Source organism: Streptomyces sp. NPDC054842, assembly GCF_053611025.1.
The window spans coordinates 19,051-44,445 of sequence record NZ_JBSGZN010000054.1; the positions used below are offsets into that span (position 1 = coordinate 19,051).

The window sequence follows — 25,395 nt, forward strand, 5'->3', positions numbered from 1 at the left end:
GCCGTCCAAGGGACGAAGCTGGGTGACGGGGGCAGCGGCCCGGATCGCCATGCCCCCTTCGGACCTATCAGGAAGGCACGCGATGACCCCCGCGATCACCGTAGGAGTGGACGGTTCCGCCGAAAGTCTGGCGGCGGTGGACTGGGCCGCCGAGGAGGCCGCCCTCCACGGAACGCCGCTGCGCCTGGTACACGCCTGGCTCTGGCAGCCTCTCGATGTGCCCGTGGTGCAGGACCCGGAGACCCAGGAGAAGTCCGTCCGCGGCATGCTGCGCGAGGCCGAGACCCGGGTCGCCGCCCGGCATCCGCACCTGTCGGTGACCTCCGAGGTCGTGTCGGACACCGCAGTGCCGGCGCTGCTGGCCGAGGCGGCGAGCGCCGAAATGCTGGTGCTGGGCTCCCGGGGACACGGCGCGCTGGTCGGATTCCTGCTGGGCTCCTACGGACAGCAGGTGATCGCCGCGACTCCCCGGCCCGTCGTCTCCGTCCGTGCGGCCCAGGACGCGGAAGTGCGCGACGCGGGTGACGTGGTGGTGGGCCAGCAGGGTTCCGCGGAGGACTGCGCGGAGGTTCTCGGCTTCGCCTTTCGGGAAGCGGCGGCCCGAGGCGCGGCCGTACGTGCGGTGCGGGCGTGGAGCCTGCCTCCCGTCTACGCGTACAGTCCCGGGTCGTTGCGGCTGGCCGACGAGGCGGGCGGGCTGGTGCAGTTCGAGGAGAAGGCGCTGCGGACGGCCCTCGCTCCGTGGCGCGAGCGGTTCCCCGACGTCCCGGTCGTCGAGCATGTCGAGATGGGCAGCGGCGGCCAGGTCCTGCTCGCCGCGGCCGCGGAGGCACGGCTGGTCGTCGTCGGACGCCGCATGCGGCACTCCCCCGTAGGCACGCGGATCGGCTCCGTCGCACACGCCGCCCTGCACCACGCGCCGTGCCCCGTGGCCGTCGTCCCGCACGCCTGAGCACACCGCATTGCCGCGCGTCGCCGGGTTCCTGGCAGTGCCTTGAGAGGGCGCTCTCCCTGCCCCGGTCTGATCGCCGACTGCGGTGATCGTCGCCTTGGAGCGCCGTCACCGACAGACAGCCGACAGCAGGGCAGCCTTCCAAGCGGAGTGGCCACAACACCTTTGGCCACGGGTATCCTCTGGCGATGTCGAATCAGTCAGTGGCGGCGGGAGTCGGTCTCGCCGGTGTCATGGCGCACTGCGGCGGAAGCCCGGTGCGCGCCGTGGAGCTTCTGGTGGGAGCGATAGCCTCCGCACCAGCGGCTCCGGAACCCTATGCGGCCCTCGCCGAGTTGTGGAAGGACCGACGCCCGGAACTGAAGGAGAGCCTCGAAGAGGACGGCTCCTTGAGCGCGGTGCTGGCGCAGGCGTACTTCTTCTTCCTCGATGAGGACATGGACAACGCGGTGATGGCCCTCGGTTCGGTCACGGGTGTGCGGCCCACCGTGGCATGGGGCGCCGCGCCCTGGTTCGGCGACGCGCGCTTTCTCGGCGCGGTGAGTGCCGAGGCGCTGGCCGAGGCGTGTCTGCGGACATTGGACTACGGCCACGACCTCAACACCGACGAGATGCGGGAACGGTTCGCGCCCTGGTTCCATGCCCTGGACGTGGTGTCCGAACAGAATCCCGTACCGGAGTCGCTGGCCGCCATGGCCCGGCTGCCCCGGGCCTGCGGCCTGTACAAGCTGTCCTTCGCTCTGTGCGACCGCGCCGACGCAGTCGACCGGGTCATGTGGACCGCGGTCGCACGAGCGACCACCTGGCGCGTGATGGGCGACCTGGACAAGGCTGCTGCGGCCTTCGAAAGCGCCTTGCTCCTGGACCCCGCCAACTGGTCCCTCTACCTTGACCTGGCGGACGTGCGGGCCGAGCAGGGCGACTTCGCCGCAGCCGCGAGCCTCGTCGAACAGGGCCTGGAACACGAACCGCACGAGGTCTCCCTGCGCGCGGCGGGCGCCGCCTACCGCACACGCCTTTCCGGCTCGTCCGACGACCTGAAGGCCCTGATCGCCCTGGCACCGGAACTCGCGAACACCGCCTACCGAAACCTGCTGATCAACTACGCATGTGCAGGGCCGAAGTTGCCTCGGAGGCTCGTAGCCACGGCACTGAGGCTCCGTAGTAGCTGACAGGGCTGTAGGTCGTCAACGGGTGGCATTTGGGCGGGACTTCGGGCTCTCGGTCAGGTCCATCCCCCGGACGGTGCCTAGCCCGGCGTCCCGTCGGCGTCACTTCTGCCCGGCGAGGTGCTGGAGTTGCCGCTCGTGGACGCCGGGCAGCCAGTCCTTGCCGTACGTCGCTGCGGGGCCGAGCCTCGGATCGCTGGGGACGCGGGCGTCCCGCAGGGCGTGTACGTACGCACGATCCTGGTCGATGCGTGCACGCACCTCGTGGCCTCGGCCGACGGAACCGTGGCCGGGGATGACGGTGTCGACGTCCTCCGCCACGTTCTCGAGCGCGCTCAGTGCGGCGAGGTAGGTCTCGACGGGGCCCGCCGCGTCGGTCAGGTCGAGCATCGGAATGAGGACGTCGGAGAGCATGTCACCGGCGACGAGAACACCCCGTTCCCCGATCAACAGGGCCGCATGCCCCGGGGCGTGCGCGTCGTGTGGGATGACGCTGACGAGAGGGCCGTCCCAGGGAATCCGCGCGCTTTCGGAAGGCAGGCCCTTGATGAGGCCGAGGAGGTCCAGCGGTACCTGGTCCACGATGTCCGGCGGCATCAACGCCCTCACGCGAGCCCTCGCGTCCTCCCCCGCCAGCCGCTGTCGGACGGTGGCCGCGCAGCGAGCCGTGCCGTAGCGGGGTGCCGAGCCGAGGCTCGGGTGCCACAGCAGGTGGTCCCAGTGCGGGTGCGTGGAAAATGCCGCCACGACGGTCCGGCCCGCCTCGGACAGGTCGTTCGCGAGGCAGGTCATCTCGTGGCCCGTCACCCCGGCGTCGATGAGCAGGACGCCGTCGCGGCCCTGCACGACAACGGCGTTGCTCCGCACGAACGCGCTCTCGTGGATCAGCACACCTTCCGCGACCTGCTTCAGCACGGGGGTCCCTCCGGTCGTGGTCTCTGCGTGCGCGTATGCCGACCGTAGTGCCTGCCGCCCGCCCTCGCCGCTGTTCACCAGCGCCCGTTCGGCGCTGCACGCACCCAGGCGGTCCATGGCCGCGGTCGAGCAGGCCGTCACTCCGTCGCTCCGGTCGCTGACACCGTCGCGACCCGACAGGTCACCCTTCGAGTTGGTCCACCAGGGCGAAGGCTTCCACGGTCTTGGGGTGGGTCCTGCCCAGTTGGTTGCGCACGTTCTGTGCGCCACGGCGCGCGGACTCGACCGCGGAGGAGTCGCCCAGCGCGTGCAGCGCCCGCGCCTTGAACAGCAGCGCGTACCCGATGTACAGGTGCCCGGGATCGTAGACGGCCTCGCGGATCCGCAGCGCCCGCGAGATCAGCGGCACCGCCGTGGCGGGATCGCCGAGGTCGAAGTGCACGGTGGCCAGGGCGACCAGGTCGAAGCTCACGTAGGGGGACTCCGGACCGTACGCCGCCTCGTCGATGCGCAGCGCCCGCTCGGCCAGGGGCAGCGCCGTCGCGTGCTCGCCGAGCATGCACAGCGTCCGCGCGAGCGTCGCGAGGTCCGTCGCGATGGCGGGACTCTGCGCCGGCAGGGACGCCTCGTGCAGGCGCAACGCGCGCTCCGCCAGCGGGCGTGCCGTCTCGGGCGTTCCGAGATCCCGGTGGATCTGTGCCAGGGCGATGAGGTCGAAGGCGACCTCGGCGTCGCGTCCGCCCAGGGCCTCGTCGAGCGTGAGAGCGCGTTCGCACAGGGGTCGCGCCAGGTGGCGGTCACCGATCCCGAGGAGGAACTCCGAGGCGAGGCGCAGCAGCACGGCCGTCTCTGCGGCGCATTCGGCAGGTGGTTCGCCCTTGGTCACGGCCAGCACGTGCGCGAGGAGCCGGTGCCAGCGCGGACGTGCGTCCGGGTCGCCATGGATGTCGTGCGGCACAGCGGCCAGTAGGGCGCGGCACAGGCGGACTCGGGCGCCGGCGAGCGCGTCGTCCGTCATCGAGGCCCGGATCGCCGCCTGGACCAGGCGGTGCAGAGTGAGTGCGGAGTCCTCGCGCCGTGCCAGGCCCAACCCGGCGAGGGCGCCGACCGTCGTGTCCCACGTCACCGGGTCGGCAGCCGCGGTGGTGAGTGGTTCCGGGCCCCCGGTGAACAGGTCCAGCGGGATCGGCTCCGGTGCCAACAGGGCGCAGAGCTCCAGCAGCCGCACCGCCTGTGGCTGCTCGCGCTCCAGCCTGCGCACGCTGAGCTGCCACAGCGTCGCCACGACCACTGCGGGACGGTCGGCCAGTTCGCCTCGCGCGATCATGTCGTCCAGCCGCGACGTCAGCAGAGCCAGGTAATCCTCCGGCGCGGTCTGGTTGTAGTCCATGTAACCGGCGGCCTGCTCCAACGCGAGGGGCAGATCGCCCAGTTGCTCCGCGATGCGGTCCGCGGTCTCCGCCGAGGTGCCGGACACCCGCCGCAGCAGGAGTTCCACCGACTCCTCCCGGCTGAACACCTCCAGGTCCACCACACCGGCCGTTCCCGACCAGCCGCTCATCCTCGTCGTGACGACGACATGGCCGTGTCTCGCGAGGTCTCCCGACGGCAGTGCGTGCACCAGCGTGCCCGGCTTCTCGCCGTTGTCCAGGATGACCAGCCAGGGTCTGCGGTCCCCCAGCTTGCCGTACACACCGGGGACGACCTGGTCCGCGCTCACCTCCACGAGCCCCAGCTCCCGCGCCAGGAAGGTGAATTGGGACGCCACCAGGTCGGGGTCCTCCGCGTCGATGAAGGCCACGAACCGGTACTCCGACAGGTGGCGGTACGCGTACTCGACCGCGAGCTGCGTCTTTCCGACACCGCCCAGCCCGTGTACGGCCTGGATCGCGACGCCGTCCGACGCGGTGAGGCGTCGGCGCAACTCCCTCAGCGTGGCGTCGCGGCCGGTGAAGTGGGTGTTGCGGGGCGGCAGCCGGTAGGTTCCCGGCGGGGTCGGTCGCGGTGTACGGCCATCACGTGGCTGGAGCCACAACTCGGCGACGGCGAGGGGCACCAGCAGCAGGAGCACCACCCAGGGGTGGACGCGTACGAGATCGAGCGGTCCGGGCCAATGGCTCTGCCCCGAGGCGGCGTTGAAGGCGAGGCTGCCGAGGAAGAGCACGAGCAGACCGGTCACCGTACCGACCAGTCTCCGGCCCATGGGTCCCCCTCCGGTCGGGACGGCGACCGCGACGACCACGGCCAACGCGATGTTAACCGAGAAGTCCCGCCGCCCATACGGTCCTTGACCGGGACCGGAGGCCACCCGCGGCCCTCCAAGCGGCCGGTGGCGACACGGGGCGGAAGGCCCTCCCCCGACGCTTCACGGGCGAGGGGAACTCGCGGCGCCCACAGCCGGGACCAGGGTGCCGGTGTGCTGCCGTGGGCAACGCGAGCAGTGCCTCCCGAGCCGGATCTACGGTGCGATCTCTTCAAGGAGTTGCGGGCCGTTGTTGCGGACGTTGTTCACGCCCGTGGTGACCGGCCGGGCGTCGAGGTGGCCTTCCGCCGGCTGGGTCAGCAGCGCGCGCAGCTGGTCAGGGTTCTGTTGACGTGGGTCGAGCCACTGGTCGTAGTGGTCCGGGGTGAGCGCGAGCGGCATACGCGGGTGTACGCGCCCGGCCGCGTCGGTGGCTTCCGTGGTGATGATCGTGCAGGTGACCAGCCAGGCCGCCGGGTCGTCGTCCTGGTCGACCTCCGGGTCGCGCCAGTACTCGTATAGTCCGGCGAGCGCCATCAGCTGGTCGTCCTCGGGGTGAATGAAGTATGGCTGCTTGCGGGCCTTGCCCGTGTCCTGGTCCTTGATCTGCTGCCACTCGTAGAATCCGTCGGCCGGCAGCAGGCAGCGCCGTTTGAGGAACGCGCGGCGGTAGGCGGGCTTCTCGTGCACGGTCTCCACGCGGGCATTGATCATGCGGGCGCCGACCTTGATGTCCTTGGCCCAGGACGGCACCAAGCCCCAGCGCAGCGGCCGTAGTTGCCTGCTCTCGGGTGCGGCGTCGTCGTGTCCGCGCGGGGTGCGCTCCAGGATCGCCCACACCTCGTCGGTCGGGGCGACATTCCAGCTGGGGGCCAGGGTCTCCTCGGCCGGCCAGTCGGTGACCTGGAAGAGCTGGACAAGGTCCTTCGGGCTACGGGTGGAGACGTATCGACCGCACATGAGGCCACTCTGCCACCGACGGCGTCGGTAGGTGAACCGTCCGGCAGCCGACCCCCGTCCGTGTTGCCCAGGGGCCCCGGAGGTGACCGGAGGCAGGGGCCGGGACCGTGGGGCAAATGGCCGATGAGGCCGGCTCCGTCAGGGGGCAGAAGCGAGCCGCATACGTCAGACCGGTGGTGTCCTCGCGTTCTTCGATTCCAGCAGGCATGAGGCAACCACGACGAAGGGCCAGCAGGACTGAAGGGCCGTCACGAAGCGCTCGGCCACGCCCGCCGCGCCGTGGCGTTGCGTCTCGACCACGAACCATGCCGCGCCCACCAGCATGATCGCGGTCACCGTGATGGACGGCACCCGCCTCAGCGCCCAGGGCGCACCGCCGTGACCTTGTGCGGCCAGCACTGGCCACACCGCGAGAAGCGCGAAGCCCACTCCCGCGACGGTTCCGTGGCGCAGCGAACCACCGCTGTCCGGCGCCGGGATCACCGCCACGAGCAAGGCCGCGACTCCCCCACCGGCGAGGGCGATCCGGCCCGCGACGGCGGCAGGGCGCAGCCCCCACGCGGTGAGCAGGTGGCACACCCCCAGCGCCAGCAGCCCGCAGGTCATCACCCAGGAGCCTGCCGCCCCGTAGGCCGCCAGGACGCTGATCGTCTGCCTGACCGGGTCGTAGGCCGACCCTTCCATGTGAGCCGCGACCACCCAGCCCGTGGTGAACAGGAGGGGCCCGGAACCCGACGACAAGACGAGCCATCTCGGTACATTTGTCACCTAACGAACCTATAAGCCGCACTTGCCGACTCTCCGATGTGATGTCCCGTCGGGCCGGTGTGTCTCGGCCCCTACGACGCGACCGCATCGACGGCGGACGGTGCGGCGTCACCGGTGTCGGCGTGGACCTGTGCCCTGGTGGCGCTCCGGCAGCCGAACTCGTAGCAAGGGAGACCTGTGCCCTGGCGTCACCTGCGGCGCTCACCAGCGGGACCACTTCGCCCTGTCAGTGACCTGCGCTCTGGCCGCCGTCGACATGGGAGATCTCGCCCGTGACGAACGGGGCCTGTTCCAGATAGAGGATCGCCCGCACGACGTCCTCGACCTCGCCCATGCGGTTGACCGGGTGCAGCGCCGCCATGGCGCCGCCCGGATCGGTGGGGTGCATCGACGAGCGGATGACTCCGAGGGCGACGGCGTTCACGCGAACACCGCGCGCGGCGTATTCGATCGCCAGCGACTTGGTGACGCCGTTCAGTGCTCCCTTGCTCATCGAGGCCAGGCCACCGGTGACCCGGGCGTCGGCGCTGTCGACAAGGCTGGTGGACACGTTCACGACGTGCCCGCCGCGGCCTCCCGCCAGCATCGCCGCGATCGCACTGCGCGACGCCTCGAACGCGCCACGCACGTTGATCCCCATCACCGACTCGTAGTCCTCGTCGGTGTACTCGGTGAACGGTTTGGCGACGAAGAGGCCGGCGTTGTTGACCAGCGTGTCGACCCGGCCGAAGCGATCCATGGCCGCGTCGACCACCCGAGCGCCCACACCCGGCTGCGCCAGGTCACCGGGTACGGACAGCACCGCCTGGTCACTGGACGGCTCAAGCGAGCGCGCCGCCGCCACGACGGCATGACCAAGCCCGCGGTAAGCCTCGACCAACGCCGCACCGATGCCTCGCGACGCTCCGGTGATGATGGCGACTTTCTGCTCACTGTCCATACGGGGTCGTCCGCCTCGTTCAGCGATGGGGACAGCGCGCGTGCCGGTCGGCTGTTGGCACTCCGCGCCGATACGGGTGAACAGGCCGTACAACTGCCTGAACGAGAACCACCGATGCACTGCCCTTTGGCGAGGACGCAAGGGGGACGGCCTCGCCCGGCTTCGTACATGTGCGCTCGGCGAATGCATCGCTGTCTCCCGGCTCAGCGAGATCCGCGACCGGGGGCACCGTCTAGGAAAGCGTCTCCAGGAGCCGGTCCGCGAGGACGGCCGCCGAATGCGGGTTCTGCCCGGTGATGAGGTTGCGGTCCTCCACCATGTAGGGCTCCCATATCGGCCCTCGGCTGTAATCGACGCCCACTTTGTCCTTGAGCTCGTCCTCCAGCAGCCACGGCGCCCGGGAAGCGAGTCCGACCCCTTCCTCCTCCTCGTTGGTGAACCCCGTCACCCGGAAGCCCTTGAAGGGGGAGACACCGTGGATACGGGTGGAGAGAAGGGCGGCGGGCGCGTGGCAGACGATCGCGAGCGGTCTGCCCGACGCGAGCTGCGCCGTCAGGATCCTCCCCGCGTCGGCGTCCAGGGCGAGGTCGGCCATCGGCCCGTGCCCGCCGGGGAAATACACGGCGTCGTAGTCCTCGACCCGGACGTCCGAAAGCTTGAGGGGCCGGCGCATCACCTCCGCCGACCGAATGATCTCCTCCAGGTCGAGGGCGCCCTGTTCGCCTCCCGCCATCGATGGCCGGAGGCTCATCATGTCGACATTCGGAGTCACGCCGTTCGGTGTCGCGACCACGACTTCATGTCCGGCCTCCGTGATCGCCTTGTACGGTGCGGCGAATTCTTCCGCCCAGTAGCCGGTCGCATACCTGGTGCCGTCCTTGAGCACCCAGTACGTGGCTCCGCTCACCACGAAGAGCACCTTCGCCATGAGGATCGCCTCCCAAAATGGACTCCCTCCACCCTAAGGACACCCCCGTTCGGCCGCATGTGGGCGATGCCGGCGTCAGGACGCGTCCCTCCGAGCCACTACGCCCTGCGCCGGTACGGGTGTCGCAGGGACGCTCACTCAGGGAAGCGGGGCGGTGACCCGTTCCCGGCCGAGAGGCACCGTTCCACATTCACCGATGCCATGCGCCAGGGTTGACCTCCCGCGACCTGCAGAGACCCCGCGAGTGCGCGTCTCCGTGACCACACCGGACCGCGGCCGCGCTGGAACGCCGCAGCGCCGTACGGCGTCATGCCGACGACGGAGACGACGGGGGCCTGTCGTCGGGGTCAAGCAGGCCCGGCGCTGCCGGGGAGCGGCCCAGCATTGTCGGGGAGGAGTCCGGCGTTCTGTGCGCGCAGCACCGCGCTGAGCCGGTCCGCTGTGCCCAGTTTCCGGTAGAGCACTTGCAGGTGCTTGTGCACGGTGCGCGGCGAGATGCCGAGGCGACGCGCCATGGCGTCGGCGGGCATTCCGGTGGCGAGGAGGTGCAGGACGTTGAGTTCACGAGGGGTCAACGGCTCCGCGAGGAGATGGTTGGCGTGGTGCCCCCGGCCACCGGAGACATCCTTTCGCCATGCCATCAGGAGGGAGCGATGGTTCGTCGCCGCCTTGAGCAACGGCTGGACGCGGGCGGCGTACCGCAGGTCGTGCGAGGAGAAGTCCTTCCCCGTGCGGTGCACCACGAACCCGCTGACGTGCGGTCCCGTCCCGGGGAAAGGGATGCCGAGCATGTGCCGCGTCCCGAGCGCCTGTCGGAGTGCGTCGGCCGTGGCGCTGTGCTGCCAGGCCCGTGCGCCCGTGATGCGTGCGGCGCTCAGCGGCGTCCGGTCCTGGCCGCCCGTGTAACGGTCGGCGAAGGGGTAGCCCGCGCGGATGTGACGTTGGACCGAATCGTCATGACGGATGTCCTCAAGGCGCGCCCGGGGCGGCCAGATCCCGACCTTGCCCCGCTCACGCGTCCAGGGTTCCTCCTTGACCACGACCAGCTCCGCGTCGAACGCGGTGAGCAGTTCCTCGGTGAGCAACGGCCAGATGTGGTCCGGGTCCTCGGTGTCCATCACCTCGATTGCCAGATCCAGCATCCGCGCGTGCCGATCCCGCATGACAGTTTCCCCCGGAAAGCGCAGTCGACTGTGCGGATCCACGGTAACTCCGGCGCTGTCCATACGTAGTTCTCCCCATGGCCCAACTGCCCGTTTCGCGCCAAGATCGGTCACCGGCGGACCGGCGGCTGAGGTCCGCCGTGCAGGGGAACCCCGCGTACGTGCGGGACGACACTCCCCGAAAAGGGCTGCGCCGACGGCATCGCGTCGTCGTCGCACAGCCCTCGCGGGCGGTGCGGTACTCGCCGGGGCACGGACTGCCCCGCTGAACCTCGGCATCGCAGCGACGGCCGCGGAACGGCACGGGGCACGACGCACTGTGTCACCGTGCTGAACGGGGTACAGCACGGCGAACAGGCGCCTACGGTCCGCTCGCGTACCTGCTTCTCGAGGCAGGACGCGAGCGCCCGTGCCGAGCGGACGACACCGTCAGTCGGGCGCCGGCAACGCCGAAACCGGCGGCGCCACGGGCCCCTGCCGAGGGACTGGCGAGAGCACCGCAGTGTCCCGCGGTGTCCCTCACTCTCCCGTGAGAGTCGCCGATGTGAGCTGTGCCCGTGCTCCACTTGCCCGTTGGCGAGCGGCTGTCGTGCGGTCACCCGGCGGCAGCGCCGAACCACTTGGACAACCGTTCTTCCAGGCCCCGTTGGTCTTCACCGACCCACGCCACGTGTCCATCGGGCCGCAACAGCACGGCGGGCACGTCCAGTTCGGCGCTGACATCCGCGACGTCATCGACGCGGTCCGCCCAGCCCGACACCGACAACCGACCGGTCCGGTCCAGCAGCAACCCGCGCCCCCCGTGCATGAGTTCGTAAAGGCGCCCGCGCTTGAGCCCCACGTCCCTCATCCGACGGCCGAGCAGTGGATGGCCATCCCCGAGGTCGTAGCGGATGCCGATCGCGGTGATCTTCTCGATCAGGTGCCGGTTCACGTTCTCGAAATCCATCAGCTCCGACACCAGCCGGCGCACCGCCTGCGGACCCGGCTCGGTGGACATCAGTTCCATCTGGGCGCGTGTGGTGACCAGGACGTCGGCCGCCACCGGACGCCGTTCGGCCGAGTAGCTGTCCAACAACCCCTGCGGGGCCCAGCCGTTGACCTCCGCGGCCACCTTCCAGCCGAGGTTGAACGCGTCCTGGATTCCCAGGTTGAGGCCCTGCCCGCCTGTCGGCGGGTGGACGTGCGCCGCGTCCCCGGCCAGCAGCACCCGTCCGATCCGGTAGTGCTCGGCCAGCCGGGTGGCGTTGCCGAAACGGGACAGCCAGCGCGGGGAGTGCACACCGAAGTCGGTGCCGGCGGTCACCCGCAGTTGCCGCCTGAACTCCTCCAGGGTCGGCGGTACCGTGCGGTCCTCCGCCACTTCCGCGGCCGGCACCACGACGCGGTACAGGCCGCCCCCGAGAGGCATCGCACCGAACCGCATCTGCGTTCTGCGGACTTCGGTCATCACCGCGGTCACCGTCTCGGGTGACTCCGTCAGCTCCATCTCGCCGAGCAACGTGTCGACGCTGCTCGGCTCACCCGGGAAGCCGACGCCGAGCAGCCTGCGTACCGTGCTGCGGCCGCCGTCGCAGCCGACGAGGTAGGACGAGCGCAACCGCGTGCCGTCCGTCAGCTCGACGCTCACCCCCTGGTCGTCCTGATCGAGTCCGACCAGTTCGCAGCCGCGGCGGATGTCAGCCCCCAGCCCGGCGGCGTATTCGTACAGGAGCCGCTCAGTGACCGGCTGCGGAATGCCGAGGACGTACGGATGCGCGGTGTCGAGCCCAGCGGGCACCGGCTTGCCGATGCCGGCGAAGAAGCCGCTGACCGGGGACTGCCTGCCGTTCGCGATGAACCGCTCCAGCAGACCGCGCTGGTCCATGACCTCGATGCTGCGCGCGTGCAGGCCGAGAGCGCGGACGACTCGGGTCGGCTCGGCCTCCTTCTCCAGCACGACCGTCCGCACACCGTGCAATCGCAGCTCGCCCGCGAGCATCAATCCGATAGGTCCGCCACCTACGACGACGACGTCAATCATGAAGCCCCCTGTTCGATGAAACGGCACCTGTGTCGGCCACTACGCCCCCTCCGGCGACGGCTACGCACCTCCGCCTCACGCGTGTCCGCATGCGCGTCGCGGCTGCCACCTGGCCAAGCAAGTGTGCCGCGAGACACACATATCCGGCGTACAGGCACACACTCCGCGAACACCTGATTCCGTCAGGTTCTCGACCCGATCGGAGATTCTCCGCCATGAACGGGGCCTTGCCGCAAGGCCCCCACCGCGCTATACGTTGAGAGTGGCGGGGGTGTGGCTGCCCCCTTCCTCACCGCTGGCCTGCGCCGCTCCGGCGCCGACCGCGACGGGCTCACCGCCTTCCAACTGCCGTCCTGTGCACCGGCCCCAAACCAGTCGAGGGCATCTGGTCGTCCTGCGGCGCACCATCGTGGCCAATCGCGCGTTCGCCGCCCCCCGACGACGTGATCACTGCCGTCCGGCGCGGCCTCCGTCAGCTTCAATACCGCCGCGACCCCCTGGACGGCTGCCATAGCCGGTACCGGGCGGCCGCTCGGTCCTCGCAGCACGCCGGACCTGTCGCCTCGCCCGTGGCGCACGCCCGTGGTGCGATGGAAATGGGGGCGGAGAGGAGAGCGATCATGCCCGCAGAGAAGCGAACGAGTGTCGCCGCCTCGGTGTCCGTCCGCGCGCTGGCCGAGCCGGACCTGGACCGGGCCGACGAGGTCTTCAGGACCGCCTTCGGGACCTTCCTCGGGGCCCCTGAGCCGGAGACGTTCTTCGGGACCGCCGACTACGTCCGCACCCGCTGGGCGGCGGATCCACACGCGGCCTTCGCAGCGACCGTCGAGGGCGAGGTCGTCGGATCGAACTTCGCCACCGACTGGGGCAGCGTCGGGTTCTTCGGCCCGCTGACCATACGTCCGGATCTGTGGGACCAGGGCATCGGCAGGCGCCTCATGGAACCGGTCATGGCCTGCTTCGACACCTGGGAGAACCGCCACCTCGGCCTGTTCACCTTCTCGCACAGTCCCAAGCACCTGGAGCTCTACCGCCGGTACGGTTTCTGGCCCCGCTTCCTCACCGCCGTCATGAAGAAACAGGTTGCCGTGATGAATGCCGCAGCCCCCGGGCGAGTGCTGTACGGCGAGCTGACCGCCGCTGAGAGGCCCGAAGCCCTGAGCCTCAGTCGCGTGGTGACGGGGGCCGTGCACGAGGGCCTGAGCCTGGAGCGCGAGATCATGGCCACACAGGCGCAGGGGCTCGGTGACACCATCCTCCTCGAAGGCCCCGACTCCGATCTCGACGGTGTGGCTGTCTGCCACTGCGGAGCGGGGTCGGAGGCCGGTGAGGACGTGTGCTTCGTCAAATTCGGCGCCGTACGCCCTGGCCCGGGCGCCGCGGACCGGTTCGAACGACTGCTGGAGGCGTGCGAGCAGCTGGCCGGCGAGAAGGGACTGCGGCAACTGGACGCCGGCATGAACCTGGCCCGAGAGGATGCCTACCGGCGCATGGTCGACCGCGGTTTCCGCACCTGGCTGCAAGGCGTGACCATGCACAAGCCCAACGAACCTGGCTACAGCCACCCGGACGCCTACGTGATCGACGACTGGCGCTGAGCCCCCCGCCGTACACGACTTCAGGGAAAGACCCGATGCCGTCAGGACAGAAAGTCAGTAACTGCCCTATGCGACAGTCGCGTTGAGAACTTGCCCATGTGTATATCCTTCGCCCGGGGGGCGGCCGGCGGAGAGGGCCCGGCCGCGACAACGGGGGGATCGACATGGCAAGGGGCCACGACCGGCCGCGGATGACGGCCACGGGGAACGACCACCGGGTCACACCGGCCGAGCTCTTCTTCGACCTGGTCTTCGTGTACGCGCTCACCCAGGTCACCGCCCTGATGGCGGCCGGTCCTTCGCCGCTGCGCATGGTGGGCGCGATGGTCGTGCTCGCACTGCTGTGGTGGTGCTGGTGCTGCTTCACCTGGCTGGGCAATGTCGTCAGGGCCGATTCGGGGGCGATGTTCACCGTGCTGGTCGCGGTGATGGCGGTCGTCCTGATCGTCTCCCTCACCGTACGGCCGGACATCTTCGCGGCCAGGTCCGAAGGGCTGCCCACAGCGCTGCTGTTCGTGCTCTGCTACGGAGCGGTACGGCTGTTGCACCTCGTGTCGTACTGGGTCTCGGGGTCCGGCGACGCGGCGCTGCGGCGGACGCTTCGCCGCACGGCGCTGCTGTCGGTGGCACCGCCACTGGTACTCCTGCTCGCGGGCACCGCGTTCTCGGGCTTCTGGCAGATCATGCTGTGGCTCGGCGCAGTCGTGGTCGACTACCTCGGCGTGTACGTCACGGGCGCTTCGGGCTGGCGCGTGAACTCGCCGGGGCACTTCGCCGAGCGGTACGGGCTGATCGTGATCATCGCCCTGGGCGAATCGATCGTGGCGATGGGCGGGGGCCTGGCCGGATTCCCCATCACGGTACCGGTGCTGGCCGCCACGGCCGCGGGGTTGCTGATCTCGGCGGGATTGTGGCGCCTGTACTTCCGCCAGGTCGGGGAGGTGGCGGAGCACCGGCTCCGCGCGCTGGCCGGTGACGACCGGACGCGATTCGCCCGGGACGCCTACACCTTCCTGCACCTGCCGCTGGTCGCCGGAGTCGTCCTGATGGCTCTGGGGATGAAGAAGGTCCTGCACCAGGTGGCCGACAGCGGGCACTACGATCTGGCGGAGCCGCTGCACGGTCTGGTCGCCTGGGCGCTCACGGGTGGCGCGGGTCTGTTCCTGGTGACGACGGCGGCGATCCTGGCTCGTGCGGAGGGCCGTTGGTCCGCGCCGCTGCTGAGCGGAGGCGTGATCTGTCTGCTGGGCGGTGCGGTGGTCGCTCTCGTTCCCGCGCTTGTGGCGCTGGGGCTGCTGAGCGCCGTCGTCACCGGCCTGGTGGTGTTGCACAGCCGGTCGGTGGCGGCCCTCACAGCGGAGCCGGCGGCGGTCTCGGAGGCGTAGCCCCGGTCTTGTCCGCCGGTCGGGAAAACACCATCCGAGGGGCTGCTACGTGCCGGCGTAGGGGGCCGCTTTCGGCAGTTCGACGGTCACGCGAAGTCCGCCGTCAGGGCGCGGGGCGAGAGTGAGTGTGCCGTCGTGTGCCTGGGTGATGGTCTTGACGATCGCCAGACCGAGGCCGGCGCCCGCGTGGTCGGTGTGCACGCGTTCCGTGCCGCGCTGGAAGGGCTCGGTGAGGATCGTGGCCAGTTCCGCGGTGATCTTCTCGCCGGAGTTCTCGACGGTGAGCACGACGGTCTGGGGCCGGTTGGCGGTGTTGACGCTCACGGTGCCGTGTTCGGGCACGTTGTGGACGATCGCGTTGTGCACGAGGTTCGTGACCAACTGCAGGAGAAGCGCGGGCGATCCGATGGTGGGGGTGATGTCACCGGAGGTCTCGATGGTGATGCCGTCCCGTTCCGCCAGGGGGAGCAGCGTCTCGGTGGCTTCCTCCGCCAGGAGCGACAGGTCGACAGGCTCCCGGCGGAAGGACCGCTGCTCGGCGCGGCTGAGCAGGAGGAGCGCCTCGACGAGGTCGATGGCCCGTGCGTTGACGGCGTGCAGGCGGTCGATGACCTCACGGGTGTCGTGGCCGGGATCGCTGCGGGCCACGTCGAGCAGCGTCTTCGAGATCGCCAGCGGAGTACGCAACTCGTGCGAGGCGTTGGCCGCGAACCTCCGCTGTTCGGCGACGTGCGCTTCGAGTCGCGCGAGCATGGTGTCGAAGGCGTCGGCCAGCTCACGGAACTCGTCCTGGCGGCCGGGCAGTTGGATGCGGTGGGACAGGGTGCCGTCCGTGGCCAGGCGCGTGGCGTCCCCGATGCGTGTCAGGGGCGCGAGCATGCGGCCGGCCAGGACCCATCCCCCCAGGAGACCGAACAGCAGCAGGAAGAGCAGCACCGGTCCCGCCGCCTGTACGAACGTGTGCAGGACGAAGGAGCGGTCCGGACTCAGCCCGTAGGGCGTTCTGGCCGGGCGGTCGGGCACGTAACGCAGCAGAGACCCCCACGCCGCCACGAGAAGCAGGCCGCCGGCCAGCATGGAGAACGCGGCGTAGCTGAGGGTGAGTTTGACGCGCACACTCAGCCCGGGCCGCCTATCCACGCACGTCTCCCTCGAGAACGGTGCCGGGCGTCGCGTCGATGCGGTAGCCGAAGCCGGGCACGGTGGCGATGATCCAGGGTTCCCCGAGTCGCTTGCGCAGCGCCGACACGGTGATGCGCACGGCGTTGGTGAACGGATCCGCGTTCTCGTCCCACGCCCGCTCCAGCAGTGCTTCGGCGCTGACGACACCGCCCTCGGCACCCATGAGGACCTCCAGCACGGCGAACTGTTTCCTGGTCAGGGCGACGTAGCGGCCGTCCCGGTAGACCTCGCGGCGGAACGGATCCAGCCGCAAGCCCGCGATCTCGCGTACAGGGGGCCTGGCGTAGGCGCGCCTGCGGTCGAGTGCGCGAAGCCTGAGGACGAGCTCTCGCAGCTCGAACGGTTTGGTGAGGTAGTCATCGGCGCCGAGTTCGAACCCGGAGACCTTGTCGTCGAGCCGGTCGGCGGCGGTGAGCATGAGGATCGGCGTGCCGCCGCCGGACGCGACGATGCGCTCGGCGACCTCGTCGCCGGACGGCCCCGGGATGTCACGGTCCAGGACGGCGATGTCGTAGCTGTTGATGCTCAGCAGTTGCAGCGCGGTGTCACCGTCACCGGCGATGTCGGCCGCGATCGCCTCCAGGCGTAGACCGTCGCGGACGGCTTCCGCCAGAAAGGGTTCGTCCTCGACGATCAGCACACGCATGTCCTCGATGCTACGAGCCGGTACATATCGTCGGCATATCGAAAAGCACGTACGCGCAGGCAACACCGCACCGTCTTGACTGCCGCCATGACGTGGACGTGACCTGCTCAGGCTCTCGGCGGGGCCGCATGCTCCGCGATGTCGCGGACCTGACCGCCTCATCGACAGCGGCCGCCTTCGAAGGGCGCAGCGGTGCCTGCTCGTGCTCGGCCACGTCAGGATGACGAACCCACCCAGGATCCGAGGATGCAGCAGTGACCGGCAGTGGACGAGGACCGACGACGACGCAGGTCGACACGTCGGAGGACGAAAAAGGCGGGGCCCGATCCCAGGCCGACGAAAGCGATACGTGTACGTGGCGGGCGCGAATCCGCCGGAGTATCGCAGGCGCCGGCCGGCTGACGGGGATCCGGCGTCTCCCCCGCCTCAGCCTCCGACGGGACCTCTGGACGCGCGGCCTGGTTCCGGCGACGCCGGCACTGCTGCTGGGCCTCGTCATGTTGCTGCACGCGAGGATCCCCAACCGGGTCGGGAACCTCGGCAGCCTGGTGGAGACCTTCTTGCCATGGTCCGGCCTGTTCATCCCCGTGCTGCTGGCCGTGGCGGTGTGGCGCCGCTCGCCCCCTGCGCTGGCCGCGCTGCTGCTGCCGGCCATGGTCTGGCTGCACCTCTTCGGCGGACAGCTCAGCGACAAGTCACGCGAGGGCAATGGTTTCATCGTGGCCGGCCACAACGTGGGCGCCGGGAACACCGACCCGGTCGGTACCGCCCGAGACCTCGCTGCCTCCGGTGCCGAGGTGCTGGCCCTTGAGGAGCTGACCGAGCAGGCCAAGGTCGTCTACGCGAGGGAGCTGGCCGACGCCTACCCCTACCACACGGTGCAGGGCACGGTCGGACTGTGGAGCAAGGCGCCGCTGTCCGACACCCGCCCGGTGGACATCAGGATGGACTACGGGCCACTGGCGGCCACCAAGCCGGCCGACCTCACGATGGAGTCGAACCGCGCGCTGCGCACCACGGTGGCCACGGACCGGGGCCCTCTGGCGGTGTACGTCGCGCACCTGGCGTCCACCCGGGTCAATCCCAGGGCGGGCTTCGGCACCGAGCAGCGGGACAGAGGCATTCAGGCGCTGGCCGAAGCCGTCGCGGCCGACCCGATCGAGCGAGTGGTGCTGCTCGGGGACCTGAACGGCACCCTGGACGACCGCGCCTTCGACGCCCTGAGGTCGCAACTGCGCTCGGCGCAGGACACGGCGGGGGCGGGCTTCGGCTTCAGCTGGCCGGCGGCGTTCCCCGTGGTGCGGATCGACCAGATCATGGTCCGAGGCGTCGAACCGGACAGCTCGTGGACCCTGCCGGCAACGGGCAGCGACCACTTGCCGGTGGCGGCGGAAATCAGTTGGTGAGCATGGATCGGCGCCCTCACGGTACGCACGGACTGCACCGACCCCGACCGCGCCCCAAGGCCGCGAAGTCCCGCAAGTGCCACACTCTGACCGCCCGGTTGACCGCCCTGCTGATCCTTGGGCACGCACGTTCTGGTTCTGCTCGAACAGGGAGGAGGGCTGGCGCCCCGGCACAGCAGCCTTACAGTTGAAGCCGTTCACCCATCCGAGGAGAAGCGCCGCTCGTGCACGAAGCACCGATCTACGCCCAGCTCATTTCCGAACGCGGCGACATACCGCTGCAGGTCCGCAACGAGGCCCGTCGCATCCAGCGCGAGCTCGACTGGGTCCTCAACTGGGACCACGGATCCGATGGACTCCTGCCCAGGCTGCCCGCAGCCTCGCCCACGAACCCGCCCCCTCGCCAACTCGGTTCGGGTTCCGGCTCCCCCGACTGGTTCGCCTGACCTCGTGCGCTCGCGCGTGAGTACGCAGGGTGTGGGCGAGAGGTGGTGCGGGTGTGGTACTCAGGGCAGTGACCAGGGAGCAGTTGGCAGGCGCCGCGCGGGCCGCGTTGGGTGGCGGACGGCGACTCGAAGCGGTCGAGCGGCTCACGGGCGGCAGTAAGAAGGGTGTCTACCGCCTGGTGATGGACGACGCGACGACGGCGATCGCCTATCTCTGGAGCGACGCCGAGAACTACTGGCCCACGAGCGCGGGTGACGACGACCTGACCGACCCCTTCTCCCCAGGTCTCGGGCTGCATCTGTTCGAGGCGGCGCAAGCGCGGCTGACGCAGCTCGGCGTCCGCTTGCCGGCGATCCGTCTTGTCGACCGTGACGGCGCTCACGGCCCGGCGGACCTCGCAATCGTCGAGGACGTGGCGGGCGAGAACCTGGAGGACATCCTGACGCGTAATCCGGCCGCCGCTGCACCGGTCATGGCACAGCTGGCGGAAGCGCTGGACGCGATGCGACGCCATCGGGCGCCGACGTACGGCAAGGTTGCCGTCGTCGACTGCGGAGGCACCTCGCGCGGACGGTCGTGCGAGGAGGTCGTCCTCGCCCGGGCACTGCGGGACCTTGCCGAGGCGGCTGGGCGTGACCCGCGTGTCGCTGGTTCCCGCGACCTGCTGGAACAGCGGCTGCTGGAGCTGGCCGCGGCGGTTCGGCCGCGCGCCGAGTACGGGGTCGTACACGGCGAACTGGGGCCCGACCACGTACTCGTGGACAACGGCGGGACGCCCGTCGTGATCGACATCGAAGGCTCGATGTACTTCGACATCGAGTGGGAGCACGTCTTCCTGCGAATTCGCCTGCACGACGGCTACGACCAGTTGTGGGTGGACGGCCTGGACGAGGACCGGCTCGCGTTCTACATGCTCGCGCAGCGACTCTCACTGACAGCGGGACCACTTCGCCTGCTCGACGGGGACTTTCCCGACCGGGCGGTCATGGCGGGTATCGCCGAGCACAATCTCAAGGAGACGCTGGCACTCGTGCGTGCGTGAACGTCCAGCGGGTCCCGCCCGCCCACGCCCGCGTGGTGCTGTCCGGCTCAGGCCACCCATCCGCTACAGCTACCGCAGTCGTACTGGCTCACGGTCGGCGCCATGACCGCCCGCGAGGTCGCTTCAGGGCCCGGTCCATATAAGCGTCCATCGGCCGGGACGCCCCGCCTGCGCCGTCTCCCCGATCACTGCACGTCTCGCGTCTGGAGCAGGTACGTCGCGGTCAATGCCACGGCGCGGTCCGCGTCTAGGGACAGCTCCTGGAGTGCACGTGAGGCCCTCGTACCGGGAATGTCGGCCAGCGCCTGCGTCAGCCGGCCGCGCGCTGAAGCCTCCGTGTCTTGGCCGGCGAGGCGGTCGACGAGCCGGGTCGTGATGCGGTCGGCCGTCGCGGTGTCACCGGCCAGCGCCCCCAGTGCGTCGGCCGCGTCGACGTCGTTCCGTCCCTCCACGATCATGTCGATGAGGGTCGGGACCGCGTCGGCCACACCTCGTGTCCCGAGCGCCAGAGCCGCGTGGCTGCGGACCGCCACGTCCGAATCGCCCAAGGCGTAACGGAGTTGGGCGGCCGCCTCGGCGTCAGGCATCTCGGCCAGGGACCGCACCGCCCGTTCCCGCACCGCGGCGACGGGCGAGCGGAGCCCTTCCGCCAGCAAGGCCGAACCACCGTCGCCCGCTCGCGCCAACGCCCACCGAAGAGCTCCGGCGACATTCGGCTCCGTCTCGCTCAGTACCGCCTCGACCAGGGCGTCCACCGGCACCGCCACCTCCTCGACGGAGGAGAGGGCGGCGCGCTGGCGTGCGTCGGCACTGGTCGACCCCAAGGCGCGGAGCAGCGCGACGACTTGCAGGACGTCCTCCCAGCCGCCGGTCTCCGCGGCATCGATGCGCCGCAGCCGCGTGAGCAACTCGGTTTCGACGGCGATGCGTTCACGCGTCTGACGGATCAGGTCGTCGACGAGCCCCGACGGTGTGAAGGTCGGATCGTCCAGCGCACGTCCGATCTCACGCAGGGACATCCCCAGCGACCGCAGGCTCTCCACCTGGAAGATCCGCTGGACGTCCTCCGGGGCGTACTCCCGGTAGCCGGAGCCCGTCCGGCCCGAAGGACTCACCAGGCCGAGCGCCTCGTAATGCCTGAGCATGCGGGCACTGACCCCGGACCGTCGCGCCACCTCACCGATCAACACGCTCTAGTTTCCCTCCTCACCGGACACGCCCAGGGCGACGACGCGCTTCGCCTCCTCGATGGCGAACTCGAAGCCGGCGTCCGGGTCACGCAGCAGCCGCCGTGTGGCGAGCGCGTGCGCTCGTACCAGCGGATCGGGGTCCGCCGCGGCGGTGAGCAGCACCGGCACGACGAGGTCCCCGAGCGCGACCAGAGCCCGGCTCAGGCTCAGCTGGGTCTCCCGTTCGCCGCGCCCGAGCTGCGTCGCCAGTACCGTGGCCAGCGAGGACTCCTCGCCTTCCGGCACCAGCACGACCGCCGTCCGCCAGGCGGTCCGCGCCACCTCGTCGTCGGCGTCGGTCAGCAGCGCGCTCGTGATCGCCGGCCACACCCGCCGGTCACCGATCTTGGACAGGGTGTGCAGTGCCTGGCTCCGTGCCTGCGGGCGCTCCGAGTGGATTTCCCGGAGCAGCACCGGGAGCGTCATGGACGCCGGATGGCGGGTGAGCGCCCAGGTCAGCATGTCGCGGACGAAGAACTCGGACTCGGTCGCGGACCGCTCGATCAGCTTGCCGACGAAGCGGGGGTCGGGCGTCGTACCGGCCGCCAGCGCGGCCCGCAGCCGCACGGACGAACGGCTGTCCTCCAACGCCTGGAGCAGCTCCGTCGTATGGGTGTCCTGCCTCGTGGTCGTCATCGAGACCACCTCCTCGGCGATCAGTGAAGACGTTGCCACGGTGTCAAGGTCAACCGCGACCGCTTCGCGTTCGGATCTCGCCACCGCGGGGGGCGCCTCCGGTCGACCTCGCCTCCGGGAAGGCGTACGGCTTCCCGGAGGGACTCGCGACTCGTTACGCGTCTGACGGAGCGTCCCGCCCGCGCTTCCTGATCGACTGCTCGACTGCGTAGGCGGTTCTGGTGAAGGTCTCGACCTGGTCCGGGGTCAGGTCTCCCACGGACAGCTCCTCCAAAGAGCGCCACATGTCGGCGATGGGCTCACGCAGGGCGCGGCCGGCGTCGGTGAGCCGCACCACCATGACGCGTCGGTCATGTGCGGCGGGTTCCCGCGTGAGCAGTCCGGCGTCCTGCATGCGGCGCAGCGACTTGGAGACGGTGGAGTGGTCGAGTCCTACGCTGTCGAGCAGTTCGGACTGGGTCTGGCCGTCGCGATCGAAGAGCTGCATCAGGAGCAACTCCTGCCCCGGATGAAGGTTCATCGTGCGGAGCATGGCGGCGGCGTGGCCGCGGTGAGCGCGGGCCAGCAGGAAAACGGCGTAGCTGAGCCGCCCGTCGCGTGCCGTGCTGGGAGGCTGGGAAACGGGTTCGGTCATCGCTTCTCCTCAAGCGCCCCCGCGGGTGGGGTAGTCGGTGTAGCCGGTCTCGCCGCCGCTGTAGAAGGTGGTGGGATCCGGGGTGTTCAGCGGCGCTCCGGAGCGTACCCGTTCCACCAGGTCGGGGTTCGCCAGCGTCAGCGCTCCGACCGAGACGATGTCGGCCCGGCCCTCTGCGACGTCCCTGGCGCGTGCGGCCAGGTCGGCGCCCGCACGGTTCAGCATGAGCGCTCCCGGCCACAGTGAGCGGAGGGTGTCCAGGAGTTGGTCGTCTCCGCTGTGGAGCAGGTGCAGGTAGGCCAGGTTCAGCGGCGCGAGGGCGTTCAGCAGCGCCGGGTACAGCTCGTGCGCGTCGTCCTCGCGGATGTCGTTGTACGGGTTGCCCGGAGAGAGGCGGATGCCGGTGCGGGCGGCGCCGATCTCGTCGGCGACGGCCTCGGCGACCTCGACGGCGAAGCGGATGCGGTTCTCGACCGGGCCGCCATAGCGGTCGGTGCGCTCATTGGCGTGCGCGGAAAGGAACTGGTGGACGAGGTAGCCGTTGGCGCCGTGGATCTCCACGCCGTCCGCGCCGGCCTCGACGGCGCCCGCGGCGGCACGGCGGAAGTCATCGACCGTCGCTTCGGCCTCACGGATGGACAGCGCTCGGGGCTGCGGCATCTCCAGCGGCCCCGAGGCGGTGAACATCTGACCCTGGGGCCGGATCGCGGACGGCGCCACCGGCTGTCGGCCGTGCGGGGTGTTGTCGGGGTGCGCGATCCGCCCGACGTGCATCAGCTGCACGACGATGCGCCCGCCGGCGGCATGCACGGCGTCGGTGACCTTGCGCCACCCGGCCACCTGCTCCGCGGAGTGGACGCCGGGGGTGAGCAGGTAGCCCTGACCGTCGGGCGAGGGCTGGGTGCCCTCCGTGATGATCAGCGCGTTGGAGGCGCGCTGGGCGTAGTACTGGGCGTTCAGCTCGGTCGGCACGCCCTCAGGGGTGGACCGGCCGCGCGTCATAGGCGCCATCACCAGCCGGTGCGGCAGCCGGATGTCTCCGGCGACGGTCGGTTCCCACAGGACGTTCAGGTCGGTGGCTCCGGTAGTGGGCATGGCGATCTCCTATTGCAGGGGTTGGTACGGCTGATGCAGGGGGCGGCGCACAGGCGTACGCGCGTGCCGCGGACTCACGGGCTACGGGCTGCGGGCTGCGGGCTGCGGGCTGCGGGGCACGGGGCGGTACAGGCGGGTGCCCGTACGCAGGCCGGCCTCGTAAGTCGGGGGCGGCGCGCGTGGAGCCGCCAGTCGACGGTGAGGCGCCGGGGACACGGTGGTGCGGTGCCGTCGGCGCCTGTGCGCGGGCCCAGCTTCGTAAGTCGAGGATCGGAACGCGTGCGCGGACGTCAGTCGACGGTGAGGACGAGCTTTCCGCGGCCGTGGCCGGCGTCGCTGGTCCGCTGGGCCTCGGCCGCGTCGGCGAGGCGATAGGTCGCGCCGACGGTGGTCACCAGTGCGCCGTCGGCGGCCTGCCGGGCGATCTCGGCGAGCCGGTCGGCCGAGCGGCGCTGCGGGCCCTCGGCGAAGACGACGCCGAGTTCGCGAGCCCGGAAGTCGGCGGTGGTGACGATCCGGTCGGTGCCACCGCGCAGGGTGATGGAGTCCTCCAGCGCGCCCTTGCCCGCGGCGTCGAGCACCGCGTCCACGCCGTTCGGCGCCAGCTCGCGCACCCGCTCCACCAGCCCCTCTCCGTAGACCAGCGCGGTGGCGCCGAGTGAGGTCACGTACTTCTGGTTGGCCGGGCTCGCGGTGCCGATGACGTGGGCGCCGCGTGCGACGGCGAGCTGGACGGCGATGGTGCCGAGCGCGCCGGAGGCGCCGTGGATCAGCAGGGTCTCGCCGGTCTTGATGTCGAGGAGGTCCAGGACCCGGTCGGCAGCGTCGCTCGCCACCGGCAGCGCGGCGGCGTCCGTCCAGTCCAGGCCGGCCGGCTTGGGGGCCAGGACGGTCGCGTCGGCAAGTGCGTACTGGGCGTAGGCGCCGGTGTCGGACCAGCCGAGCACCTCGTCGCCCACCTTCAGCCGGTCGACTCCTTCGCCGAGGGCGTCCACGACGCCGGCGATCTCCCCGCCGGGGATGGCGGGCAGGGTGGTGGGGAAGATCGCCTCCATGATCCCGGAGCGGATCTTTCCGTCCACCGGGTTGACGCCGACCGCCCGGATGCGGACGCGGACCTGGCCGGGGCCGGGCTCGGGGAGCTCGGTCTCCACCTCGTGCAGGACCTCGGTGCCGCCGAACGTGTCGAAAACGATGGCCTTCATGACGTCTCTCTCCTTCGATGGGCGGGAACCTCAGCCGGTTATGTGGCCGACCACATAAAAGGTAGCACCGTTTATGTGGCTAGCCAAATATTGGCGTGAAGGTGCTGGCGGGGCGGAGCCGGACGGCTCACGGCGCGCCTGTCAGGCGTCACGGAAAGTGCGGCCTGCCGCTCGACGCCGGACCGGGAGAGACACTGACGCGACGACGGCTCGGCGGGCGGGCCGCAGCACTGCTGGTCGGGGTCGCGGCACTGCTGGTCGTGGCCGCGGCACTGCTGGTCGTGGCCGCGGCACTGCTGGTCGTGGTCGCGTCCGGAGCGAGCGACCGAGCGCCGGCCCCTCCGCCTCATCCCTGTCCGGCCACGCGACCAGCCCACCTGGGCTGCCGCTGCGTAATTCCTTTGCTGCGTCGGCACCCGGGCAGCGATGCTGGGCGGGTGCCAGGACAGCGGAAGAGGAAGCGCCGCCGGCAGGACGAGACTCGGCGGGCCACCGCTCGTACGGCTCCCGGCTCAGGCCACTGGGAAGTACTGTTCGAGACCCAGGACGAGTCCGAGTGGCGCGCTCACCTTCGCCGTCTGCGCTCCGCGGACAGCTCGTTCGACTGGTCGCTGACCCGGATCGACACGCTCTGCGGACGACTGGTGCAGCCCACCACTTACCGGCTCAGCCTGTTCGTGCCCGCCCCCGAGCGCCATCCCTCCCGGGACCACCTCCACCAGTGACCTCGCGGCGGGACGCGCCCCCGGGCGAGCGAAGACGCCCACCAACTCCGCGCTGAGGGTGCCGAAATGCCCCGCCGGAGCGGCACCAGGACGGTCCTCCTCACC

Annotated in this window: 23 protein-coding genes; 8 read left to right on the forward strand and 15 right to left on the reverse strand. The window is 70.3% G+C overall.

Annotated elements, in window-relative coordinates; translation table 11 throughout:
• Nucleotides 1–82 precede the first annotated feature (82 nt).
• Complete coding sequence (locus tag ACWGIS_RS30955) at nucleotides 83–952, forward strand: universal stress protein (RefSeq protein ID WP_453365790.1); 870 nt, start codon at nucleotides 83–85, stop codon at nucleotides 950–952.
• Between the two features lie 188 nt (nucleotides 953–1,140).
• A complete protein-coding gene (locus tag ACWGIS_RS30960) occupies nucleotides 1,141–2,124 on the forward strand; it encodes a tetratricopeptide repeat protein (protein WP_453365791.1) in 984 nt (327 codons plus the stop codon).
• A 99-nt stretch (nucleotides 2,125–2,223) separates the two neighbouring features.
• Here the strand turns inward: ACWGIS_RS30960 and ACWGIS_RS30965 are convergent, their stop codons facing one another.
• The 8 genes from ACWGIS_RS30965 to rox all read right to left on the reverse strand — a co-directional run bounded on the left by ACWGIS_RS30965 (nucleotide 2,224) and on the right by rox (nucleotide 12,060).
• Complete coding sequence (locus ACWGIS_RS30965) at nucleotides 2,224–3,036, reverse strand: MBL fold metallo-hydrolase (RefSeq protein ID WP_453365792.1); 813 nt, start codon at nucleotides 3,034–3,036, stop codon at nucleotides 2,224–2,226.
• Nucleotides 3,037–3,217: 181 nt separating this feature from the next.
• On the reverse strand, nucleotides 3,218–5,239 hold the full coding sequence (fxsT, locus tag ACWGIS_RS30970; RefSeq protein WP_453365793.1) for an FxSxx-COOH system tetratricopeptide repeat protein: 2,022 nt from the start codon (nucleotides 5,237–5,239) through the stop codon (nucleotides 3,218–3,220).
• A 255-nt stretch (nucleotides 5,240–5,494) separates the two neighbouring features.
• Nucleotides 5,495–6,238, reverse strand: coding sequence for an SOS response-associated peptidase (locus ACWGIS_RS30975; protein WP_453365794.1), 744 nt, complete (start codon nucleotides 6,236–6,238; stop codon nucleotides 5,495–5,497).
• 165 nt (nucleotides 6,239–6,403) lie between these two features.
• A complete protein-coding gene (locus ACWGIS_RS30980; RefSeq protein WP_453365795.1) occupies nucleotides 6,404–7,006 on the reverse strand; it encodes a DUF998 domain-containing protein in 603 nt (200 codons plus the stop codon).
• A gap of 226 nt (nucleotides 7,007–7,232) precedes the next feature.
• The gene (locus tag ACWGIS_RS30985; protein WP_453365796.1) at nucleotides 7,233–7,946 is read right to left on the reverse strand and encodes an SDR family NAD(P)-dependent oxidoreductase; all 714 of its coding nucleotides are present in this window, start codon (nucleotides 7,944–7,946) and stop codon (nucleotides 7,233–7,235) included.
• 232 nt (nucleotides 7,947–8,178) lie between these two features.
• Nucleotides 8,179–8,874, reverse strand: coding sequence for a type 1 glutamine amidotransferase domain-containing protein (locus tag ACWGIS_RS30990; RefSeq protein ID WP_453365797.1), 696 nt, complete (start codon nucleotides 8,872–8,874; stop codon nucleotides 8,179–8,181).
• A 347-nt stretch (nucleotides 8,875–9,221) separates the two neighbouring features.
• Nucleotides 9,222–10,037: a response regulator transcription factor gene (locus ACWGIS_RS30995; protein WP_453365798.1), complete on the reverse strand. Its 816-nt coding sequence runs from the start codon at nucleotides 10,035–10,037 to the stop codon at nucleotides 9,222–9,224.
• 595 nt (nucleotides 10,038–10,632) lie between these two features.
• Nucleotides 10,633–12,060 (reverse strand): rifampin monooxygenase, encoded by a 1,428-nt coding sequence (rox, locus tag ACWGIS_RS31000; RefSeq protein WP_453365799.1) that lies wholly within the window; start codon nucleotides 12,058–12,060, stop codon nucleotides 10,633–10,635.
• 620 nt (nucleotides 12,061–12,680) lie between these two features.
• On the opposite strand from rox, the gene ACWGIS_RS31005 reads away from it, so the two are divergent.
• Both ACWGIS_RS31005 and ACWGIS_RS31010 read left to right on the forward strand, forming a co-directional pair.
• Nucleotides 12,681–13,658, forward strand: a complete 978-nt coding sequence (locus ACWGIS_RS31005; protein ID WP_453365800.1) for a GNAT family N-acetyltransferase — start codon at nucleotides 12,681–12,683, stop codon at nucleotides 13,656–13,658.
• Between the two features lie 191 nt (nucleotides 13,659–13,849).
• Complete coding sequence (locus tag ACWGIS_RS31010) at nucleotides 13,850–15,043, forward strand: low temperature requirement protein A (RefSeq protein WP_453365801.1); 1,194 nt, start codon at nucleotides 13,850–13,852, stop codon at nucleotides 15,041–15,043.
• Nucleotides 15,044–15,088: 45 nt separating this feature from the next.
• Here the strand turns inward: ACWGIS_RS31010 and ACWGIS_RS31015 are convergent, their stop codons facing one another.
• Together ACWGIS_RS31015 and ACWGIS_RS31020 are read right to left on the reverse strand one after the other, a co-directional pair.
• The gene (locus ACWGIS_RS31015) at nucleotides 15,089–16,183 is read right to left on the reverse strand and encodes a sensor histidine kinase (RefSeq protein ID WP_453365802.1); all 1,095 of its coding nucleotides are present in this window, start codon (nucleotides 16,181–16,183) and stop codon (nucleotides 15,089–15,091) included.
• Nucleotides 16,176–16,871, reverse strand: coding sequence for a response regulator transcription factor (locus ACWGIS_RS31020; protein ID WP_453365803.1), 696 nt, complete (start codon nucleotides 16,869–16,871; stop codon nucleotides 16,176–16,178). The genes ACWGIS_RS31015 and ACWGIS_RS31020 overlap by 8 nt, the downstream gene beginning before the upstream one ends.
• A 407-nt stretch (nucleotides 16,872–17,278) precedes the next feature.
• Here ACWGIS_RS31020 and ACWGIS_RS31025 point away from each other — a divergent pair, with 407 nt between their 5' ends.
• The 3 genes from ACWGIS_RS31025 to ACWGIS_RS31035 all read left to right on the forward strand — a co-directional run bounded on the left by ACWGIS_RS31025 (nucleotide 17,279) and on the right by ACWGIS_RS31035 (nucleotide 19,766).
• Nucleotides 17,279–18,277 carry an endonuclease/exonuclease/phosphatase family protein gene (locus ACWGIS_RS31025; protein WP_453365814.1) on the forward strand — a complete coding sequence of 333 codons (999 nt, stop codon included), beginning with the start codon at nucleotides 17,279–17,281 and terminating at the stop codon, nucleotides 18,275–18,277.
• 224 nt (nucleotides 18,278–18,501) lie between these two features.
• Nucleotides 18,502–18,723 (forward strand): hypothetical protein, encoded by a 222-nt coding sequence (locus tag ACWGIS_RS31030; protein WP_453365804.1) that lies wholly within the window; start codon nucleotides 18,502–18,504, stop codon nucleotides 18,721–18,723.
• Nucleotides 18,724–18,791: 68 nt separating this feature from the next.
• Nucleotides 18,792–19,766 (forward strand): phosphotransferase family protein, encoded by a 975-nt coding sequence (locus ACWGIS_RS31035; protein WP_453365805.1) that lies wholly within the window; start codon nucleotides 18,792–18,794, stop codon nucleotides 19,764–19,766.
• A gap of 185 nt (nucleotides 19,767–19,951) precedes the next feature.
• On the opposite strand, the gene ACWGIS_RS31040 is transcribed toward ACWGIS_RS31035, so the two are convergent.
• The 5 genes from ACWGIS_RS31040 to ACWGIS_RS31060 form a co-directional block, all read right to left on the reverse strand.
• A complete protein-coding gene (locus ACWGIS_RS31040; protein WP_453365806.1) occupies nucleotides 19,952–20,956 on the reverse strand; it encodes a MerR family transcriptional regulator in 1,005 nt (334 codons plus the stop codon).
• 3 nt (nucleotides 20,957–20,959) lie between these two features.
• Nucleotides 20,960–21,631 carry a HEAT repeat domain-containing protein gene (locus ACWGIS_RS31045; protein ID WP_453365815.1) on the reverse strand — a complete coding sequence of 224 codons (672 nt, stop codon included), beginning with the start codon at nucleotides 21,629–21,631 and terminating at the stop codon, nucleotides 20,960–20,962.
• A gap of 154 nt (nucleotides 21,632–21,785) precedes the next feature.
• Nucleotides 21,786–22,265 carry a MarR family winged helix-turn-helix transcriptional regulator gene (locus ACWGIS_RS31050; RefSeq protein WP_453365807.1) on the reverse strand — a complete coding sequence of 160 codons (480 nt, stop codon included), beginning with the start codon at nucleotides 22,263–22,265 and terminating at the stop codon, nucleotides 21,786–21,788.
• Nucleotides 22,266–22,274: 9 nt separating this feature from the next.
• Complete coding sequence (locus ACWGIS_RS31055) at nucleotides 22,275–23,360, reverse strand: alkene reductase (RefSeq protein ID WP_453365808.1); 1,086 nt, start codon at nucleotides 23,358–23,360, stop codon at nucleotides 22,275–22,277.
• A gap of 290 nt (nucleotides 23,361–23,650) precedes the next feature.
• Nucleotides 23,651–24,565 carry an NADP-dependent oxidoreductase gene (locus ACWGIS_RS31060; RefSeq protein ID WP_453365809.1) on the reverse strand — a complete coding sequence of 305 codons (915 nt, stop codon included), beginning with the start codon at nucleotides 24,563–24,565 and terminating at the stop codon, nucleotides 23,651–23,653.
• 437 nt (nucleotides 24,566–25,002) lie between these two features.
• Here ACWGIS_RS31060 and ACWGIS_RS31065 point away from each other — a divergent pair, with 437 nt between their 5' ends.
• Nucleotides 25,003–25,290: a hypothetical protein gene (locus tag ACWGIS_RS31065; protein WP_453365810.1), complete on the forward strand. Its 288-nt coding sequence runs from the start codon at nucleotides 25,003–25,005 to the stop codon at nucleotides 25,288–25,290.
• Nucleotides 25,291–25,395 lie beyond the last annotated feature (105 nt).

Excerpts from the sequence above, each read along its gene's own strand:
- ACWGIS_RS31005 (WP_453365800.1), top strand. The coding sequence starts at position 12,681 with ATGCCCGCAGAGAAGCGAACGAGTGTCGCCGCCTCGGTGTCCGTCCGC.
- ACWGIS_RS30960 (WP_453365791.1), top strand. The coding sequence starts at position 1,141 with ATGTCGAATCAGTCAGTGGCGGCGGGAGTCGGTCTCGCCGGTGTCATG.
- ACWGIS_RS30995 (WP_453365798.1), bottom strand. The coding sequence starts at position 10,037 with ATGCGGGATCGGCACGCGCGGATGCTGGATCTGGCAATCGAGGTGATG.
- ACWGIS_RS31050 (WP_453365807.1), bottom strand. The coding sequence starts at position 22,265 with ATGACCGAACCCGTTTCCCAGCCTCCCAGCACGGCACGCGACGGGCGG.
- ACWGIS_RS30990 (WP_453365797.1), bottom strand. The coding sequence starts at position 8,874 with ATGGCGAAGGTGCTCTTCGTGGTGAGCGGAGCCACGTACTGGGTGCTC.
- fxsT (WP_453365793.1), bottom strand. The coding sequence starts at position 5,239 with ATGGGCCGGAGACTGGTCGGTACGGTGACCGGTCTGCTCGTGCTCTTC.
- ACWGIS_RS31060 (WP_453365809.1), bottom strand. The coding sequence starts at position 24,565 with ATGAAGGCCATCGTTTTCGACACGTTCGGCGGCACCGAGGTCCTGCAC.
- ACWGIS_RS30975 (WP_453365794.1), bottom strand. The coding sequence starts at position 6,238 with ATGTGCGGTCGATACGTCTCCACCCGTAGCCCGAAGGACCTTGTCCAG.
- rox (WP_453365799.1), bottom strand. The coding sequence starts at position 12,060 with ATGATTGACGTCGTCGTCGTAGGTGGCGGACCTATCGGATTGATGCTC.
- ACWGIS_RS31010 (WP_453365801.1), top strand. The coding sequence starts at position 13,850 with ATGACGGCCACGGGGAACGACCACCGGGTCACACCGGCCGAGCTCTTC.
- ACWGIS_RS31045 (WP_453365815.1), bottom strand. The coding sequence starts at position 21,631 with ATGACGACCACGAGGCAGGACACCCATACGACGGAGCTGCTCCAGGCG.
- ACWGIS_RS30955 (WP_453365790.1), top strand. The coding sequence starts at position 83 with ATGACCCCCGCGATCACCGTAGGAGTGGACGGTTCCGCCGAAAGTCTG.
- ACWGIS_RS31020 (WP_453365803.1), bottom strand. The coding sequence starts at position 16,871 with ATGCGTGTGCTGATCGTCGAGGACGAACCCTTTCTGGCGGAAGCCGTC.
- ACWGIS_RS30985 (WP_453365796.1), bottom strand. The coding sequence starts at position 7,946 with ATGGACAGTGAGCAGAAAGTCGCCATCATCACCGGAGCGTCGCGAGGC.
- ACWGIS_RS31055 (WP_453365808.1), bottom strand. The coding sequence starts at position 23,360 with ATGCCCACTACCGGAGCCACCGACCTGAACGTCCTGTGGGAACCGACC.